The following is a 17,301-nucleotide window of genomic DNA, read 5'->3' on the forward strand; positions in this document are numbered from 1 at the left end:
CATGAATTATTCAACAAACCAGTTCTTCATTCCTGCAAACTATAAGGAAATTTCGTCTTCAATTCTTAAAATCGTTTCTTCAATTTCTTCATTCGTGCCATCTTTCTCTAGAACTTTGCGTAATAACGGCAATGCTTCTTTTTGTCTGCCCTCTTCTAAAAGGAACGAAGCGTATTCATATAAAAAGTCACGTTCCTCATCAAAATCAGGCAGGGCAAGCTTGAAATACTCGGCAGCTTCTTTGTATTCTTCTCGCCCGACAGAAGCAGAAGCAGCATACCAATTCCATTTTGGATCATCTTCCCCAAAGCTTTTAACCTCTTTAATAACATCCAAAATTTCATCAAACAGCTCTTCATTTAAATAGATCGCCAGCAATGTTTGAACTGCTTCAATATAACCCGGATCGAGAGCAAGTGCTTCTTGAAGCAGTTTTTTCGCATCTTCTGAATCCCCATTTTTCAAATCAATCTTGGCACCATATAAATATAATTCTTTGTTATACTCATCAACTTTAATACCCTCTTTTACTACCTCTAAAGCCTCGTGATATAGTCCTTCTTCCTCATAACTTTTCGCTAAAGGCATATAAAGTGACGAATAGGAGGGATCAATATCTTTCAGTTCTGTAAGCTGCTGAATGGCTGTTTTCGTTCTGCCAGCCCTCATTGCTGTAAATCCGTAGCCAAAAAGAGTATTCGGGTCTGCTTGATCTTTTACTGCCTTTTCATACCATTCAAGTGCATCCTCAAATTCTCCAGCTGTGCTGAGCGATTCAGCGAGCCGCTGATACACATTGACACCGCCAACCTCATGCTGTTGATCTGCCACTTTGTAGAAATAATCGGCCGCTTTTTTTGAAAGGCCTTGAGAAAAATACAACTCACCTAATGCAAAATCGATGATGGCTTCATTCGGAAGTAGTTCTTTCGCTTTTAAAAGCTTTTGTTCACTGACTTCAAATAGTCCTTGCATTTGATACAAATCTGCCATTAACAATAAACTCTCTGGGTACGCATCATCATCTTCAGGAATCGTTTCTAATACTGAAATCGCCTTCTCTTCTTCATCAGAGTCAATCAACAGCTCTGCATAAAAACACGTTAAACCTGTTTCCTCTGGATATAAATCATGTAAATCACTGATGAGATTCCGTGCTTTATCGATATCTCCCCAATCATAATATAATTGAGCCGCTTGCGCCTTTTCTTCATCATGCAAATGCTTCTCTGCTTGAGCAAGTGTTTGGAGTCCTTTTTCAGTCTCACCCGCCTCAACTAATTTTATTGCTTCTTGTAATGAACTATTCAAATCAAACCGTTCCTTTCTGTTTCCAAAAACCTAAACTATTGTTACTTCATATCATAATCGACAGGTACACATCCAGCAAATATGTTGCTCTTTTAAAATGAACCCATTTTTGTGTTTTAAAGACTGTTTTTCATTTCATCCTATACGAAACTGATGATTTGTAAACTGCAGACACTATTTTTATCGGACAAAATGTTTTTTTTCAAGGTTTCACCTTGAGACAAGCTATGCTATATTTCTGACAAATATGCAAAAGGAAAGAAAAAGCCTGAGGACCTCCTCAGACTGTTTTCGTTAAATATTCAATGTGTTCAAAGAAATTCGGGTATGAGACACGAACAGCATCTGTATCTTCAATCTCAATTGCTTGCTTTGTCACACATGCGGCAATTCCCAGCATCATACCGATACGGTGATCTCCGTAGCTTGAGACGACTGCGCCGCCTTGAAGCGTAGTTTTACCATGAATCTTCATACCATCATCTGTTGCTTCAATATCAGCACCGAGTTTTTTAAGTTCTGATACGACTGTATCAATTCGATTGGTTTCTTTAACTTTTAACTCAGCAGCATCTTTAATGATCGTTGTTCCTTCTGCTTGGGTCGCAAGAAGCGCAATAATCGGAATTTCATCGATGAGTCTTGAAATCATGTCACCAGAAATTTCAATCCCTTTTAATGATGAAGTAGAAATCGTTAAATCACCATACGGTTCTCCGCCTTTGGCATCTACTTCATTAATCTCAAGGTTTGCACCCATAAGTTTCAGCACATCAATAATACCTGTTCTCGTTTTGTTTAACCCGACATTTTTTAAGACAATCCGGCTGTTAGGAACGATTGATCCAGCTACAAGGAAAAATGCAGCTGAAGAGATGTCTCCTGGAACAAATATATCTGTTGCTGTTAATGTCTGGCCGCCTTCAATGGAAACACTTTGTTCATCTTCATCTAGTTTTACACCAAACATAGAGAGCATTCTTTCTGTATGATCTCTTGATTTATGAGGTTCAGTTAAAGTCGTTGTTCCCTCTGCTTGAAGTCCAGCTAAAAGGACAGCCGACTTAATTTGTGCACTTGCCACTGGAGACTCATAAGAGATTCCTTTTAAATGACCGCCACGAATAGACAGTGGTGTAAACTCGCCATTTGCTCTGCCGTCTATTTTGGCTCCTAGTTGTTTAAGCGGACCCGTCACCCGTCTCATTGGTCTTTTGGCAATACTCTCATCACCAATTAGTGTACTGTGAAACTCACAACCAGCTAATATTCCCAACATTAATCGAATGGTTGTACCAGAATTGCCAACATCGAGAATGTCAGACGGCTCCTTGAGCTCTTTCAGTCCTTTACCATGAATGACAACATCTGTCCCTTTTTGTTCAATTTCAACGCCCATCTTTCTAAAGCAATCAATCGTACTTAAACAGTCAGCTCCAGGAAGAAAGTTTTTCACTACTGTGGTCCCTTCAGCAATTGCACCAAACATCACTGATCTATGTGATATAGATTTATCACCTGGGATATGAATTTCTCCATTCATAGGAGCATTTTTATGAATTTTCATGTTTGTCACCTCAGTCAGCATAAAATGTATCGTAATTCGCTCTATTTTTTATACAGATTTCTGCACGCTTGCGGTCGTCATCTGTTTGAAAACTAATGCGTAAAATCCCATTAATGTCTTCCCGCGTCTCAATAATACGGATATTTGTAATACTAATGTTTTCACTTGCTAGATGCCCTGTAATCTCCGATATGACCCCAGGGTGATCCGGAACATCGACATACAGATCATAAAAAGCAGGAATGGCTCCTTTTTTCCTTAGAGGAAGTCCATCGCGATATTCCTTAGCATCTTGAAAATAAGAGAACAATCCTTCAGCATCTTCTTGCTCTACGAAGGTTTCAATGCGGTTAATTTCTTTTTTCCATTCATGGAATCGGTCTAAAATCTTGTGTTTATTGTGCAGCAGGATATCCCTCCACATTGCAGGATTGCTTGAAGCAATTCGTGTGATATCACGAAAGCCTCCAGCAGCAAACCGTTTAACAAGTGGGAATTGTTCTTCAAAATGATGTGCTTGATGCACAAGGCTGGCTGCAACAATATGAGGGAAATGGCTGATAACACTTGTCACAGCATCATGTTCTTCTGGTGTCATTTCGATGAAATGAGCATGTGTCCCCTTTAACAAATCCATCAACCGATCAACAGCTTGACGGTTTGTTTCCTTTGCAGGCGTTAAAATATAGAACGCATTTTCAAATAAAAAGTCTTTCGCTGCAATAACACCTGACTTATGAGAGCCTGCCATTGGATGTCCACCAATAAATTGGTACTGCTCAGGCAGCGCTTTTTCAGCAAAATGGACGACCTTTTGCTTTGTGCTGCCGACATCAGTGATTGTGAGCTCTCTTTCAATTCCAGAGTCTGCAATATCACTAAGCATCTTTATTGTTTGCTGGACAGGAGTTGCCAAAATAATGGTCGAAGATTCTTCTAAACCAGCCAAAAACGAATCAGCTGTTGCATCAATAATTCCCAGCTTTGTTGCAGCAACCATTTGTTCTTTGGAAACATCAAATCCTACAATTTTTTTATGAGGATGCTCTTTTTTAATTGAGAGTGCAATGGATCCCCCAATTAAACCGAGTCCAGCGATTAATATTGTTTCGTTTGCATCATTCATATTCATCACCTGATTTTTCGCGAAAATTAAACAACCTATTTCAACAGCTTATATGTATTGAGGTTGGTACAATGAAAGCCATATCCTGCCTTAGGATATGACTTTCTGGTTATGCTACGCACGAATGCCTTGCAGTAAATCGGCAAGTGTGCTTAGAATGTCTTCATTTTGCTCTTTTGTTCCGACGGTAATACGTAAAGAAGTCGGAAAACCAAGTGCTTTACCGGAACGAACAATGTAACCTTTTTTCAATAATGCATTGAACAATTCATCGGCATCTCTTTTAAAATCAATCAGCACAAAGTTTGTTTGAGATGGATAGATATATAGTCCAAAACGGTCAGCAAAATCTTGATATTGCTTGAGACCTGCTTCGTTTTTCTGTCTGCATGATTGTATGAAATCTTGATCTTTGATCGCTGCACGAGCAGCTGCCTGAGCGATACGGCTGGTATTAAACGGCTCTCTCGCTGGTTCAATGGCAGTAATCAGCTCTTCTGATGCAATTCCGTAGCCTACTCGAAGCGCTGCAAGTCCATATGCTTTAGAAAACGTTCGAAGTACAATGACATTTTGATAATTGTGTAATAAAGATAAACTGTTTGGAAAATCTTCCGCACGAACGTATTCAAAATACGCTTCATCTAGGACAACAAGCACGTGAGCTGGCACTTTATCTAAAAACGCCACAATCTCAGATTCTGACAAATGATTTCCTGTCGGGTTATTTGGATTACATACCCAGACAACCTTCGTGTTTTCATCGATCGCATCCAGCATGCCCTTCAGATCGTGAGCTCCTCCTTCTAAAAGAGGCACTTCTCGAATTTCAGCATGTTCAATCACTGCATTGTGACGGTATTGCGGAAAAGATGGAGATGGGATGACGGTATTTGTATGTTGGTCAAGGAATGCTCTCGCAATAATTTGCACAAGTTCATCTGAGCCATTCCCGAAAATTAATTGTTTTTCACTTACTTGAAGAAACTCAGCAAGCTCCGTTCTTAAACTTGCGCTGTATCCATCAGGATAAATCGCTAGATGTTCGAGCTCGGCTTGTATTGCCTCTCTTGCATGTACAGAACATCCAAAAGGGTTTTCATTTGAAGCCAATTTCACAATTTTGTCTAATTGATATTCTTTTTTGACCTCTTCAATTGGTTTCCCAGGTTGATACGGTTTTAGCTGTTTTAATTGATCTTTGATTTGCAAAATGTTTCACCTCATTTGAATGAATAGAGGGGACTAAATGTTTTTGCATATGTTTCAAATTCTCTTAAAGCCTCTTGACGTGTATCACTTGCCAGCAATTGTTCTTGAAGCTCTTCAATTTTTTTCACAAGTGCACTTCCGACAACAACACCGTCACTCAGTTTATTCATTGAGTCTACCTGCTCTCTTGTTGAGATGCCAAAACCGACAGCAACCGGTATGTGACTCAGCTGTTTCACTTGTTGAATAAAATCTGTAATTGACGCGTCAAAGGATTGCCTGACACCTGTTACACCAAGAGATGAAACACAATACACAAAACCTTCTGCCTGCTCTACAATGTTTACTAATCGTTCCTTGCTTGTTGGTGCAACGAGTGAAATATATGAAATGCCATGTGTTTGACAGTTCTTTTGCAGCTCGCTGCTCTCTTCAAACGGCAAGTCGGGTGTTAAGAGTCCCGAAATATGATTTTTGCGCAGTAAAGCGAAAAAGTATTCTGTGTCTAATTGTAACACAGGATTATAATACGTAAATAGAATTACAGGAATTTTTACTCCGTTTTTTTTCATCTTCCCTGCTAATTCTATCGCTTTTACGATATTCATGCCATGATTTAGAGCTCTTTTGGAGGCTCTTTGAATGACAGGACCGTCTGCTAATGGATCGGAATAAGGAACACCGAGTTCAATCGCATGTGCACCGGCTGCTTGAAGAGAGACAGCTAAATCAATCGTAATGTCTTCTGACGGATCTCCCGCTGTGATAAATGGGATAAATAATTTTTCACCTTGCTCTAATTGAAACGTGATCATTTTGTTTTTCCCTCACTTTCAAGCACGTTCATTAATGTATGCACATCCTTATCGCCTCTTCCTGACAGGCAGACAAGAACAATTTCATCTTCATTCATCGTCTTGCTTACCTCAAACGCCTTGGCTAACGCATGTGCAGTTTCAATTGCTGGAAGTATTCCTTCTTTTTCAGTCAGCAGTTTTAGGGCATCTAGTGCTTCTTGATCTGTTGCACTCACATATTGAACCCGCCCGCTCGCATGTAAATATGCGTGCTCTGGTCCAATTCCCGGATAATCTAAACCAGCGGAAATCGAATATGGCTCAATAATTTGGCCAAATTCGTCTTGGATTAAGTATGTCAAAGACCCGTGGATCACACCTTTGGTTCCTTTCGTGATGGTTGCAGCATGGAGCGGCGTATCGATTCCTTTTCCAGCTGCCTCTACACCAATGATATCTACCTCTTCATCTAAGAATGCCCGGTACATTCCAATGGCATTACTTCCGCCGCCAACACAGGCAATGACTTTATGAGGAAGCCTTCCTTCTTTTTCAAGCAGCTGCTCTTTTGCTTCATCACCAATCATCCGCTGGAACTCACTGACGATTTGAGGATACGGATGAGGGCCTACAACGGAGCCAATCATGTAAAAATGATCACTGCAGTGCTGAACCCAATAGCGGATAGCTTCGTTGGTTGCATCTTTTAGTGTGCCATTCCCGCTTGTGACAGGTATGACTTCAGCGCCAAGCAGCTTCATCCGAAAGACATTGAGTGATTGTCTTTCCACATCTTCTTTTCCCATAAATACCGTGCAGGATAACCCGAACTTTGCGGCCACCGTTGCAGCAGCTACTCCGTGCTGGCCCGCGCCTGTTTCCGCGATGATGTTTGATTTCCCCATTTTTTTCGCAAGCAGGGCCTGACCAAGCGCATTGTTAATTTTATGAGCACCCGTGTGGTTTAAATCTTCCCTTTTTAAATAGATCTTTGCGCCGCCGAGGTATGCTGATAATTGTTCAGCATATGTAAGCGCAGTTGGTCTGCCTGAATAGTTTCGAAGTAGTGATACATATTCTGCTTGAAAAGCAGGGTCTTCTTTTAATTCACGAAATGCCTGCTCGATTTCTGCAAGTGGCTGCATGAGCGTTTCCGGGACAAATTTCCCTCCGAATTCTCCGTATCTGCCAATCTCATTTGGATATGCGTACATCATTTAACATCCTTTCTTCGAGCGCTTCGATCTTAGCGCTGCTTTTCTTCCCGTTTTCTTCTATACCGCTTGAAAGATCGAGCGCTTCTGGACCATAGGCAAGGAGCTCTGCTACCGTTTCTGGTGTGATACCGCCTGCAATTATGCAAGTTTTCTCAAGCCGTTTTGCATGCTTAACGTATGCAGGCACCGCCTCCCAAGCAAAAGCTGTTCCAGAGCCGCCTCTCATCCCTTTTACTTTCGCATCAATGAGGAAGCCATCGACAACAGGCGCAAATGCCGTCATTTTTTCGAGCGTACTTGTGACATTGGGCTCGTGATGGAACACTTTCCAAACGACAACCCCTGTTTGATGTTTAATTTCTTTTGCGTCATCCAGTGTTTCATCTCCATGAAGCTGTACGATATCTAAAGGTATATGTTTTGTGATCTCACACACTTTTTCGATCTTTTCATTTACAAATACACCGGCAATTTTTTTCTCACACTTTGTTTGGATGAGCCATTGTTTCACTTGATCTGGCTGGACTTGTCTTTTACTTGGAGCAAAAATAAATCCAATGGCATCTGCGTGAGATTGCGCAATACATTCCACATCATCTTGTGATACTGCCCCGCAATATTTTACATAAGGCTTCATCCTGTTCATTCTCCAAACAATGTTTGAACGGCTTTTTCTTGTGATTGTTCTCTCATTAATGATTCTCCTACAAGAACTGCACCCGCTCCATGTTTCTTCACAAAGGCCAGATCATCAAATGTTTGAATACCGCTCTCACTCACTAGTAAAACATCTTTTGGAACAAGGGGTGCGATCTCTTTTGTTTGTTCGACTGTTGTTGTAAATGTATTTAAATTCCGGTTGTTCACTCCAATGATTTCAGGAGTGAACAACTTTAAAATATTTTCCAGTGTATCTGCTGCATGTACTTCGACAAGGACATCAAGGCCTTTCTCTTTCGCTTCAGCATAGAGCTCGTGCAGCTTTTGCGGCTCAAGTACTTCTCCAATTAATAAAATGGCATCTGCCCCTATACGTCTTGACTCTTCTACCTGTATGGAGTCAATGATGAAATCTTTTCTTAAAATTGGACGATCTACGTGTTTTTTAATGAGGGATAAGTATTCGTTTTTCCCTTGAAAGAACGGTTCATCCGTTAAAACAGATAAGCAATCAGCGTTTGATTTTTCGTAAGCTTTTGCTGTTTGTAAAGGATCAAAATTCGGTTGAATGATTCCTTTGGAAGGAGACGCTTTTTTCACCTCCGCAATTAGACCAATTGAGCGATGAGGATTCATGAGTGCTTCTTTAAATGATCGTCTTTCAAAGTGTCCATCTACTGGTAACTGCAATGTTTGGATATGTTCTTTTTTGCGGGCAATGATTTGATTAAGCATAGATCTCTTCCTCTCTCGTTTTTTGTTTTAAACGAGCCAATTGTTCTTTGGCTGCGCCGTTTTTAATCGTTTCAATCGCTTTTAATGTTCCGGCCATGAGGCTTTCTGACTTCCCTGCGACATATAAAGCGGCGCCAGCATTCAGGGCCGTAATATGAAGCGGCGCCCCTCCTGTTTGATGATTCAATATATTCTGAATCAATTTAGCACTCTCTTCCGGTGATTGGACCTGAATATCTGATAAGTATCCTTTTTGCAGCCCAAAGTCTTCTGGATTGAGTGTATATTCTGTCATGACATCTTTTTTGAGTTCAATCACATATGAATTTGCTGTAATCGTTAATTCATCCAGTCCATCTTCTCCGCAAACAAACAGCACATGTTCTGGCTCTAACGGTGCAAGGGCTTTTGCCATTAATTTTGCCTTTTCCTTTGAGTAGACACCGATGATTTGCTTTTTGGCTTGCATTGGGTGGCAAAGCGGTCCTAAGAGATTAAATACCGTCCGGAAGCCGAGCTGCTTGCGGACTGCGGCTACTTGTTTCATAGATGAATGATACAATGGTGCAAATAAAAAGCCCATGTTTTTCTCTTGTATTTGTCTTCTTGTTTCTTCTGGTGTGGATTGAATATGAATCCCAAGACACTCTAGTACATCGGCACTCCCGCTTTTAGAAGAAACTGATCGATTTCCGTGTTTGGCGATTTTGGCTCCAGCAGCGGAAGCGACAATGGCAGCGGCAGTTGATATATTAAAGGTGGAGAGTCCATCGCCTCCTGTGCCGCAAGTATCTACAACATCAAGCGCTCGTTCCATTGGTGCTGCATTTTGCCTCATGGCTTTCACGAAGCCTGTCATTTCTTCAGCCGTTTCTCCTCTATGCGCTAAAATCGAGAGACTTGCAGCGACTTCAGCATCTGTTAAAAAGCCGCTCATCATATCATGCATGAGTTTATTTGCTTCATTTTCTGATAGAAAGCCTCCATTAACAAGAGCTGATAGTCGGTGATTCATCCTGCACACTCTCCTTTTCTGAGAAAATATGTTCCGCAAGCTGAATGGCTTTCAGAAGTGCTCCTGCCTTATTACAAGTCTCTTCCCATTCATTTTCCGGGACAGAATCAGCCACAATGCCGGCGCCTGCTTGTATAGAAGCGGTCTGATTTTTGACGCTCATCGTACGAATCGTAATACAGGAGTCGATATTGCCGTCGAATCCAATATAAGCAATACAGCCGCCATACGTTTCCCTTGGCTCAGGCTCCATTTCATTTAATAATTGCATCGCTCTTATTTTCGGGGCACCTGTTAATGTGCCTGCTGGGAATGCGGACATGAGCGCATCAACTGGATGTGTATCCCGCTTTAGCTTTCCTGTCACAATGGAGATGATGTGCATGACATGTGAAAAATTCACTACTTTTGTAAAGGTAGGTACGGATACACTGCCGTATTCTGCCACACGGCCTACATCATTTCTGGCAAGATCCACTAACATGTAATGCTCGGCTTTTTCCTTTTCATCTTCAAGCAGCTCTCTTGCTAGTTCAGCATCCTCTTCTCTTGTTGTTCCTCGTTTTCTTGTGCCAGCAATAGGATGAATTTCTAAATGCCCATTTTTGGCATGGATTAATCGTTCTGGCGAGCTGCCGACTAAATCACGATCTTTTAATTTCATAAAATACATATAAGGCGATGGATTCACAATCCGAAGCACGCGGTATAACTCAAATGAACTCACTGATACAGGGATATCAAATCGCTGCGAGAGTACGCCTTGAAAAATGTCACCCGCTCGAATGTATTCTTTGATTTTTTCTACATCCTTTAAAAATTGCGCTTTTTCATAGGTTGACGTCACATGTTCAAAGGATGGCGGCTCATTCATATTCCCTGATAAAATCAGTTCTTTCATATCAACCTTTGAATGGAGCTTGTGAATCATCTGTTCAAGCTGTTTTTGATTTTCTTTGTAAGCTCGAATTTTTTCGTCTTCTGTTTCATGTCCGGCCAGCTGAGTGTATTGGATAAAATGAACATGATTTGTTTCATGGTCAAAGGCAATCATCGTTTGGCAGACAAATAATGTGCAATTTTCTGCCAGCGATGCGCTGCGGTGAGGCCTGACAGAAGGTTCAATGTTTGGGATCAGATCGTAGCTTAAGTACCCAACAGCCCCGCCTGTAAATGGGATATCAATATCTGGCGTTTTGATTTGATATTGCTCTTTCATCCAATCCAGCAGTTCTTTCAGCTCTTGCTTTTGCATGACTTCCTGCCCCGCAGCGTCACGTGCAACGTATTTGTTTTGGTCATCATGTAAGGTTAAAAATGGGTGCAATCCAATGAAGGAATATCTCGACCAGCTAGAAGACTCATCTTTGCTTTCTAGCAAATACACAATATCTTGTTTGAGTTTTTCAACAATTTGAATCGGTGAGAGCGTATCGACTGTAATGGTTTCAACAATTGGGATCGTTTTGTAGGACTCACTGTCCTTTAAAAATTGGGTCAGGTTTGATTGGGAATTCATAAGCACACTCCTTAAATGGGATTAAGGAGAATGAGGGGACATATAGAGGGTTTGTATGAGTATACGAAATAAGCCTAAAAGAGGGTTGCTCTTTTAGGCAGTATGATTAAATAGAAGTATCGTATCTCTGCTCAACTCTACTCATCTCAACTACCCTAGTCTCATTCTCATCTTCTCTAAGCTTGCAATGCCGTTTACACCTGTGTGTAAACTTCGGCTGTTCATATCGTATTATAATTCCTTGTTTTTTGTCAACTGTAAATCAGGGCGAAGCGTCACAGCTTCTTCCAAGTATACATGCTGTATGTCTTCCTGCTTTGTATCTGTCTGGACAGTCATTAAGACACGAATACATTGCTTTAAACCGCCATCAATGTCCAGTTCCTGCATGCAAGTAACCGGTACATATGTCCATCCTTCAAACTGACGAAGTGCTTTTGCCGGAAAAACGGAGTGAATATCTTGTGTAGCTGAAATCAAGATCTGCACGACACGTTCTGGATCTACTTGGTTTCTTGAAATGATCGCTTCTAACAGCTGTTTCGTTTTGTTTAACACTTCTGTTTCTGTATCTTCTATCACAGTTGTAGCCCCACGTATCCCGCGAAACATCATAGACATCCCTCCTCCCGTTTCCATTCTTCGAGCCAGTAGTGCAGCTCATCTTTTGTGAAAGACTGCAAGGTGACGTCTCCAACCTGTTTTAATAAAACAAATTGAACACTGCCGCCTCTTGCCTTTTTATCTCCAATCATCCGGTCAACAAAAGTTTTCGTGGAAATATCTTGTGTGACTTGTACAGGGAATCCAAGCTCTTTCATCCACTCTTTTAGTTCCAAACGATTAAGGCTGAGCCCCAGCTGCTTTTCGCTCACATACAGCGCAAACTGCATGCCGATTGCAATGGCATCTCCGTGCGTGATGGCGCCATATCCATACTCTGCTTCAATGGCATGCCCCAGTGTATGGCCTAAATTCAAAAATGCACGCACACCTTGTTCTTTTTCATCTTCTTGAACGATTGACGCTTTGACTTGAATGCCTTGATACAGCATATGTGCCAGCTCGCTTTTTGATAAATCCGTCAAAGAACGAATGGACATGAGTTCTGATAAAAATTCTTCACTTGAAATCAGTGCATGTTTGATGACTTCTGCAAAACCTGATCTTCGTTCAATTTGAGATAGTGTCTCAAGCATACTAGTATCATAGATTACAGCTTTCGGCTGATGAAACGCACCGATTAAATTTTTACCGAGCGGATGGTTGATCCCTGTTTTCCCGCCAACTGCACTATCATGTGCCAGCAGCGTCGTCGGCACTTGGATAAAATCAATGCCTCTCATATAAGTGGCAGCAGCAAAGCCAGCCAAATCTCCAATCACGCCGCCTCCCAGCGCAATGATGCAGGAGGAACGATCAAGCTGAAATTGAATGGCTTTCGTATGAATATGCTCAAATTCGGCAAAGGATTTCGACTGCTCTCCGCTCGGCACAACCACTTTGTTCACTGGCCACTTCTGCTGAAGTAAGTGAACCATCTCATCACCATAAATGGCATCAACAGCTGCATCTGTGACGATTAAGAGCTTCGTATAGGAATGCCCAGTGGAAGTTATCAAGTCGACGATATTGCGTTTAATCCCATCACCGATAAATACAGGATAAGTGGCTGAAGACGTCTTAACTTCCAGTGTTTTCATTAAAATTCCCTCTGAAGCTGGCGCATTTTCTCAACATTTTCTTTAATGCGGTCGATTTGGTCAAGGCCAAACTGCTCCACAACTGCATTGGCAATTTCCCATGCAACGACTGCTTCTGCAACAACACTTGCAGCAGGAACAGCACAGCTGTCAGATCGTTCAATACTTGCAGAGAAAGGTTCTTTTGTTTCAATGTCAACGCTTTGAAGCGGCTTATAAAGCGTTGGGATTGGTTTCATAACCCCTCTTACGACAATTGGCATACCCGTTGACATTCCGCCTTCAAGACCACCTAGGCGATTTGTTTTTCTCGTATAGCCCTTTTCTTCATCCCAGATGATTTCATCATGGACCTCACTGCCATTTTTAGAGGCTGCCTCGAAGCCAATACCGAATTCAACCCCTTTAAAAGCGTTGATACTAAGTACAGCGCCAGCAAGCTTGCTGTCCAATTTACGGTCGTAATGAACATAGCTGCCAACCCCAACGGGCATCCCTTCAACGATGACTTCAACAATTCCGCCAATTGAATCGCCGTTTTTCTTCGCTTCATCAATTGCATCCATCATTTTCTGACCTGCTTCACTGTCATAGCAGCGAACAGGTGATTCTTCTGTTACCTTCTGCAAATCTTCAATAGACTCATATGCTGTATGAGCTGCTTTTACTCCGCCAATTTCAAGAACGTGGCCAGCTACTTTAATCCCTAGATGCGCCAAGATTTGTTTGGCAACTGCGCCTGCTGCTACTCGAACAGTTGTTTCGCGGGCTGATGAGCGCTCTAATACGTTTCTCATATCACGGTGTCCATATTTGATCGCCCCATTTAAATCCGCATGTCCTGGTCTTGGACGGGAGATTTGACGTTTCATTTCACTTTCTTCTTCTTCCGTGATCGGCTCTGCCCCCATCACCTTTGTCCAATGCTTCCAGTCGTTGTTTTCAACAACAAGTGCGATTGGGGAACCTAATGTTCTCCCGTGGCGAACACCACTTAACACTTTCGCCTGGTCTTTTTCAATCTGCATTCTTCTTCCGCGGCCATGACCTTTTTGTCTTCTAGCCAATTCATAATTGATGTCATCCTGCTCTATGTAAAGTCCCGCTGGAACTCCTTCAATAATTGTGGTCAGTTGTGGACCATGTGATTCACCTGCTGTTAAGTACCTCATGACTCAATCTCCCTTCATCGCATTAACGCTTTTAAGTAAAAATATAATAACACACTTGCTACTAAAAAGTCAGCTACATACCCTTCTTTTGATAAAAGAAAGTATCAGCAGATGTCAGTCCAAACTTTTCTGGATGAAAAATTTGCTCTGTAGAACCAACAAATAATACGCCATTTTGTTTTAAACTGCTGCTCATTTTTAAGTAAATTTCTTCTTTTGCCTCTTCAGTAAAGTAAATCAGTACATTTCGGCAGACGATGAGGTCAAGCTGTTTTTCATATGGATCTGCTAAAAGGTTGTGCTTCTTAAATTGAATATGCTTTCGAACCTCATCCTTCACAGTGTAAAATGAAGAATCTTCTTTTGTGAAATATTTTTGCTTGATATGATCTGGCACCTCTTGCAGAGAGCGTTCATGATATCTGCCTTTTTGAGCTGACTGCAGAACTTTATCATCAATATCAGTTGCAATAATTTGGAAGTCTTTCACAAGAGGATGGCTTGACAGCAGCATGGAGAGTGTATATGGCTCCTCTCCTGTCGAACATGCTGCACTCCAAATCTTTAAGGTGCCGCCATTTTTCGAAAGCAGCGGCAGGATTTTTTGATCAAGTACTTCCCAGCGCTGATAGTTTCGGTAAAATTCTGACACATTAATCGTCATGCGGTCCATCGTCTCATCTAATAATGCTCTATCCTTTTCAAGCGCGGCCGCGAATGCTTCAAAATCTTTATATCCTTTTTTATCATAAAGTGATGTTAATCTCCGTTTCATTTGTGCTTCTTTATATAAATTTAGATCAACTCCGGTTAGTTTTTTCCATTTTCCAACAAATACTTGATATGGATCCATCAATGTCCTCTCCTGTCTCATCTATCTTTGTCCTAGTATAGCTGTTTTTATCGAAAATTTGTATCTTCTCATGCGAAATTTCGTGTAGAAAGTTCAATATAAAAAAAGCCAAAGTGCTCATTAGATGAACACCTTGGCTTGAATCTTAATAAATCCAGCTTGAGATGGTTTGATCCCAGCTTGTGAGTTCTTCTTGTTTGAAGAATAAGTTAATTTCTCTTTCAGCACTTTCTGGTGAGTCTGACCCATGGATAATGTTTTTCCCAACAGTCAATCCATAGTCTCCTCTTATTGTGCCTGGAAGCGCTTCCTTTGGATTTGTTTTGCCGATAATCTGTCTTGTCACGTCTACTACCTGTTCACCTTGCCATACCATTGCAAATACAGGTCCTGACGTAATAAAGTCAACCAATTCCCCGAAAAACGGTTTTTCTTTATGCTCTCCGTAATGGGTTTCTGCTACTTCCTTTGGAATACTCATTAGTTTTGCACCAACAAGCTGAAGCCCCTTTTTTTCGAATCTTGACACAATGTCACCGATTAATTGTCTTTCCACACCATCAGGTTTGACCATAAGAAATGTTTTGTCCATATACGTTTTCCACCCCGTCGTTATGTATGTATAGGCTTACATTGTTACAAAGTGATCGTATCATTTTTTTTTATAATAATCAATTTTTGACAAAAAATTTCACAAAAAAACCAATCAACATCACGTTGATTAGAATTTTCGTTTCCCAATATATTTTGCAATGGAGGCGAGTGACGTTCTCGCACGTCCTCGAGGAAGTTTGTCGAGCTGTTCAAAAGCTTTTTTCAAATACATTTCACTCACTCGAATCGAGCGGTCGATCGCATCTGTTTGTTTGAGGCTTTCAATGACAGGCTTCAGCTGCTTCTCCGTCGTTTCACTATTGATCAGCTTCAATTGACCTTCTAGTGTCGGATTTTTCAGTGCATATAAGACTGGGAGTGTGACATTCCCTTGTAAAAGGTCTCCTCCGACAGGCTTGCCCAGCTCTTCTTCAGTTGATGTGAAATCAAGGACATCATCAATGATTTGATAAGACATGCCGACATAGTATCCAAACCAATAGAGGGCTTTATGTGTTTTTTCATCTGTACCTGCTGCAATGGCGCCTAATTGACAGCTACCTGCAATGAGCAAGGCTGTTTTTCGTTTGATTCTTCTTAAATATGTACGGAGGTTTTGTTCCATATTATATTTATCTTTCACTTGCTCTATCTCACCAAGACAAAGCTCGACGACCATTTTTGACAAAATTTCATGTGCCATTGGGTGATTGATTTTTGTCATGTATTCAAGTGATCTCGCAAACATATAATCCCCTGTGTACATGGCAATTCTGTTATCCCATTTTGCCTTTATCGTTGGTTTTCCTCTTCTCAGCTCTGCATCATCAATAACATCATCGTGAACAAGTGATGCCATATGAATCAGCTCGAGGGCAACAGCAACATATTTAATTTTATTAATGTCATAGTCACCAAACATGCCTGAAAGGAGAACAAAAACGGGGCGGATTCGTTTTCCGCCCGCTTGCAGCAAATGAAGACCTGCTTCACTTAATAATGCATAATCAGAGCGAACGGTTTGTTCAAGCTCTTTTTCAATTATATCGATATCATGATTTAAAAAAGAGATCATTGCTTTTAATTTCATTATCTTCACCCAAATATCGTTTATTCAAAGCTTCTTTCCGATATGTGTTGCTGCTACACCGCCTGTAAATGGATGATACGAGACATCAGACAACCCGGCCTCTTCGAATAGAGCCGCCAGCTCTTTCATACCAGGGAACGTTTTGGCTGATTCTTGAAGCCATGAATACTCCTGATAACTTTTGGCAAACAGTTTACCAAAGAGCGGCATAATGTATTTGAAATAGATGTAGTAGCCCTGTTTAAAACCGATCATCTCAGGCTGTGAAGTCTCAAGACAGACGACCATTCCGCCAGGCTTCACTACTCTTGTCATTTCCTTTAACACCGTTAAATAATCAGGAACGTTTCTAAGTCCAAAACCAATGGTGACATAATCAAATGAGTTATCCTCAAAAGGAAGCTCCATCGCATTGCCATGAATCAATTCAATTTGTTTGTAGCCCCCAGTCTTCACCTTCGTTTCTCCAACACTCAGCATGTTTTTACTAAAATCAAGGCCTTTGACCTCGCCTTTTTCCCCAACAGCATCTGCAAGCGCAATTGTCCAATCGGCTGTCCCGCAGCATACATCTAATGCTTTAGACCCTTTTTGCACATTCATAAGTTTCATTGTTTTATCGCGCCATTTTTTATGCTGTTTAAAGCTGATGACAGAGTTCATTTGATCATAGTTTTTATAAATTTTTTCAAATACACCGTGTACTCGCTGTTCTTTTGATTGCTGCATG

The 17,301-nt window shown here is 41.2% G+C and carries 17 protein-coding genes; all 17 read right to left on the minus strand.

All coding sequences use genetic code 11. The annotated features are described in order from the left end of the window. Positions 1 to 39: 39 nt before the first annotated feature. The 17 genes from MHB69_RS10240 to MHB69_RS10320 all read right to left on the minus strand — a co-directional run bounded on the left by MHB69_RS10240 (position 40) and on the right by MHB69_RS10320 (position 17,300). Positions 40 to 1,311 carry a tetratricopeptide repeat protein gene (locus tag MHB69_RS10240; protein WP_024428100.1) on the minus strand — a complete coding sequence of 424 codons (1,272 nt, stop codon included), beginning with the start codon at positions 1,309 to 1,311 and terminating at the stop codon, positions 40 to 42. Positions 1,312 to 1,591: 280 nt separating this feature from the next. After that, positions 1,592 to 2,878 (minus strand): 3-phosphoshikimate 1-carboxyvinyltransferase, encoded by a 1,287-nt coding sequence (aroA, locus tag MHB69_RS10245; protein ID WP_070326545.1) that lies wholly within the window; start codon positions 2,876 to 2,878, stop codon positions 1,592 to 1,594. Between the two features lie 10 nt (positions 2,879 to 2,888). Continuing rightward, positions 2,889 to 4,004 (minus strand): prephenate dehydrogenase, encoded by a 1,116-nt coding sequence (locus tag MHB69_RS10250; RefSeq protein WP_081124537.1) that lies wholly within the window; start codon positions 4,002 to 4,004, stop codon positions 2,889 to 2,891. Positions 4,005 to 4,118: 114 nt separating this feature from the next. Next, complete coding sequence (hisC, locus tag MHB69_RS10255; protein ID WP_024428097.1) at positions 4,119 to 5,216, minus strand: histidinol-phosphate transaminase; 1,098 nt, start codon at positions 5,214 to 5,216, stop codon at positions 4,119 to 4,121. A gap of 11 nt (positions 5,217 to 5,227) precedes the next feature. After that, complete coding sequence (trpA, locus tag MHB69_RS10260; RefSeq protein WP_065214687.1) at positions 5,228 to 6,031, minus strand: tryptophan synthase subunit alpha; 804 nt, start codon at positions 6,029 to 6,031, stop codon at positions 5,228 to 5,230. After that, positions 6,028 to 7,227: a tryptophan synthase subunit beta gene (trpB, locus tag MHB69_RS10265; RefSeq protein ID WP_034280432.1), complete on the minus strand. Its 1,200-nt coding sequence runs from the start codon at positions 7,225 to 7,227 to the stop codon at positions 6,028 to 6,030. The genes trpA and trpB overlap by 4 nt, the downstream gene beginning before the upstream one ends. After that, positions 7,208 to 7,876 (minus strand): phosphoribosylanthranilate isomerase, encoded by a 669-nt coding sequence (locus MHB69_RS10270; protein ID WP_342495542.1) that lies wholly within the window; start codon positions 7,874 to 7,876, stop codon positions 7,208 to 7,210. Before MHB69_RS10270 ends, trpB begins: the two co-directional genes overlap by 20 nt. After that, a complete protein-coding gene (trpC, locus tag MHB69_RS10275) occupies positions 7,873 to 8,625 on the minus strand; it encodes an indole-3-glycerol phosphate synthase TrpC (protein ID WP_122631042.1) in 753 nt (250 codons plus the stop codon). The genes MHB69_RS10270 and trpC overlap by 4 nt, the downstream gene beginning before the upstream one ends. Further along, complete coding sequence (gene trpD, locus MHB69_RS10280) at positions 8,618 to 9,640, minus strand: anthranilate phosphoribosyltransferase (RefSeq protein ID WP_041109624.1); 1,023 nt, start codon at positions 9,638 to 9,640, stop codon at positions 8,618 to 8,620. Before trpD ends, trpC begins: the two co-directional genes overlap by 8 nt. Further along, positions 9,612 to 11,159, minus strand: coding sequence for an anthranilate synthase component I (gene trpE / locus MHB69_RS10285; protein WP_024428091.1), 1,548 nt, complete (start codon positions 11,157 to 11,159; stop codon positions 9,612 to 9,614). The genes trpD and trpE overlap by 29 nt, the downstream gene beginning before the upstream one ends. Before the next feature lie 231 nt (positions 11,160 to 11,390). Continuing rightward, the gene (aroH, locus tag MHB69_RS10290) at positions 11,391 to 11,774 is read right to left on the minus strand and encodes a chorismate mutase (protein WP_024422804.1); all 384 of its coding nucleotides are present in this window, start codon (positions 11,772 to 11,774) and stop codon (positions 11,391 to 11,393) included. After that, complete coding sequence (gene aroB, locus MHB69_RS10295; RefSeq protein WP_342495543.1) at positions 11,771 to 12,862, minus strand: 3-dehydroquinate synthase; 1,092 nt, start codon at positions 12,860 to 12,862, stop codon at positions 11,771 to 11,773. Before aroB ends, aroH begins: the two co-directional genes overlap by 4 nt. Then, positions 12,862 to 14,034 (minus strand): chorismate synthase, encoded by a 1,173-nt coding sequence (gene aroC / locus MHB69_RS10300; protein ID WP_024422806.1) that lies wholly within the window; start codon positions 14,032 to 14,034, stop codon positions 12,862 to 12,864. The genes aroB and aroC overlap by 1 nt, the downstream gene beginning before the upstream one ends. A gap of 73 nt (positions 14,035 to 14,107) precedes the next feature. After that, positions 14,108 to 14,887: a protein-glutamate O-methyltransferase CheR gene (locus MHB69_RS10305; RefSeq protein ID WP_024422807.1), complete on the minus strand. Its 780-nt coding sequence runs from the start codon at positions 14,885 to 14,887 to the stop codon at positions 14,108 to 14,110. A 145-nt stretch (positions 14,888 to 15,032) separates the two neighbouring features. Then, complete coding sequence (ndk, locus tag MHB69_RS10310; protein WP_024422808.1) at positions 15,033 to 15,479, minus strand: nucleoside-diphosphate kinase; 447 nt, start codon at positions 15,477 to 15,479, stop codon at positions 15,033 to 15,035. A gap of 129 nt (positions 15,480 to 15,608) precedes the next feature. Beyond that, positions 15,609 to 16,571: a heptaprenyl diphosphate synthase component II gene (hepT, locus tag MHB69_RS10315; RefSeq protein WP_041085904.1), complete on the minus strand. Its 963-nt coding sequence runs from the start codon at positions 16,569 to 16,571 to the stop codon at positions 15,609 to 15,611. Between the two features lie 24 nt (positions 16,572 to 16,595). Then, the gene (locus MHB69_RS10320; RefSeq protein WP_342495544.1) at positions 16,596 to 17,300 is read right to left on the minus strand and encodes a demethylmenaquinone methyltransferase; all 705 of its coding nucleotides are present in this window, start codon (positions 17,298 to 17,300) and stop codon (positions 16,596 to 16,598) included. Position 17,301: the final 1 nt, after the last annotated feature.

The sequence above is a fragment of the Bacillus sp. FSL K6-0994 genome, from assembly GCF_038630815.1.
In the GTDB taxonomy this organism is placed as follows: domain Bacteria; phylum Bacillota; class Bacilli; order Bacillales; family Bacillaceae; genus Bacillus; species Bacillus safensis.

Excerpts from the sequence above, each read along its gene's own strand:
- trpA (WP_065214687.1), bottom strand. The coding sequence starts at position 6,031 with ATGATCACGTTTCAATTAGAGCAAGGTGAAAAATTATTTATCCCATTT.
- trpC (WP_122631042.1), bottom strand. The coding sequence starts at position 8,625 with ATGCTTAATCAAATCATTGCCCGCAAAAAAGAACATATCCAAACATTG.
- trpD (WP_041109624.1), bottom strand. The coding sequence starts at position 9,640 with ATGAATCACCGACTATCAGCTCTTGTTAATGGAGGCTTTCTATCAGAA.
- aroA (WP_070326545.1), bottom strand. The coding sequence starts at position 2,878 with ATGAAAATTCATAAAAATGCTCCTATGAATGGAGAAATTCATATCCCA.
- aroH (WP_024422804.1), bottom strand. The coding sequence starts at position 11,774 with ATGATGTTTCGCGGGATACGTGGGGCTACAACTGTGATAGAAGATACA.
- MHB69_RS10320 (WP_342495544.1), bottom strand. The coding sequence starts at position 17,300 with ATGCAGCAATCAAAAGAACAGCGAGTACACGGTGTATTTGAAAAAATT.
- ndk (WP_024422808.1), bottom strand. The coding sequence starts at position 15,479 with ATGGACAAAACATTTCTTATGGTCAAACCTGATGGTGTGGAAAGACAA.
- hepT (WP_041085904.1), bottom strand. The coding sequence starts at position 16,571 with ATGAAATTAAAAGCAATGATCTCTTTTTTAAATCATGATATCGATATA.
- aroC (WP_024422806.1), bottom strand. The coding sequence starts at position 14,034 with ATGAGGTACTTAACAGCAGGTGAATCACATGGTCCACAACTGACCACA.
- MHB69_RS10305 (WP_024422807.1), bottom strand. The coding sequence starts at position 14,887 with ATGGATCCATATCAAGTATTTGTTGGAAAATGGAAAAAACTAACCGGA.
- trpE (WP_024428091.1), bottom strand. The coding sequence starts at position 11,159 with ATGAATTCCCAATCAAACCTGACCCAATTTTTAAAGGACAGTGAGTCC.
- MHB69_RS10250 (WP_081124537.1), bottom strand. The coding sequence starts at position 4,004 with ATGAATGATGCAAACGAAACAATATTAATCGCTGGACTCGGTTTAATT.
- MHB69_RS10270 (WP_342495542.1), bottom strand. The coding sequence starts at position 7,876 with ATGAACAGGATGAAGCCTTATGTAAAATATTGCGGGGCAGTATCACAA.
- aroB (WP_342495543.1), bottom strand. The coding sequence starts at position 12,862 with ATGAAAACACTGGAAGTTAAGACGTCTTCAGCCACTTATCCTGTATTT.
- trpB (WP_034280432.1), bottom strand. The coding sequence starts at position 7,227 with ATGTACGCATATCCAAATGAGATTGGCAGATACGGAGAATTCGGAGGG.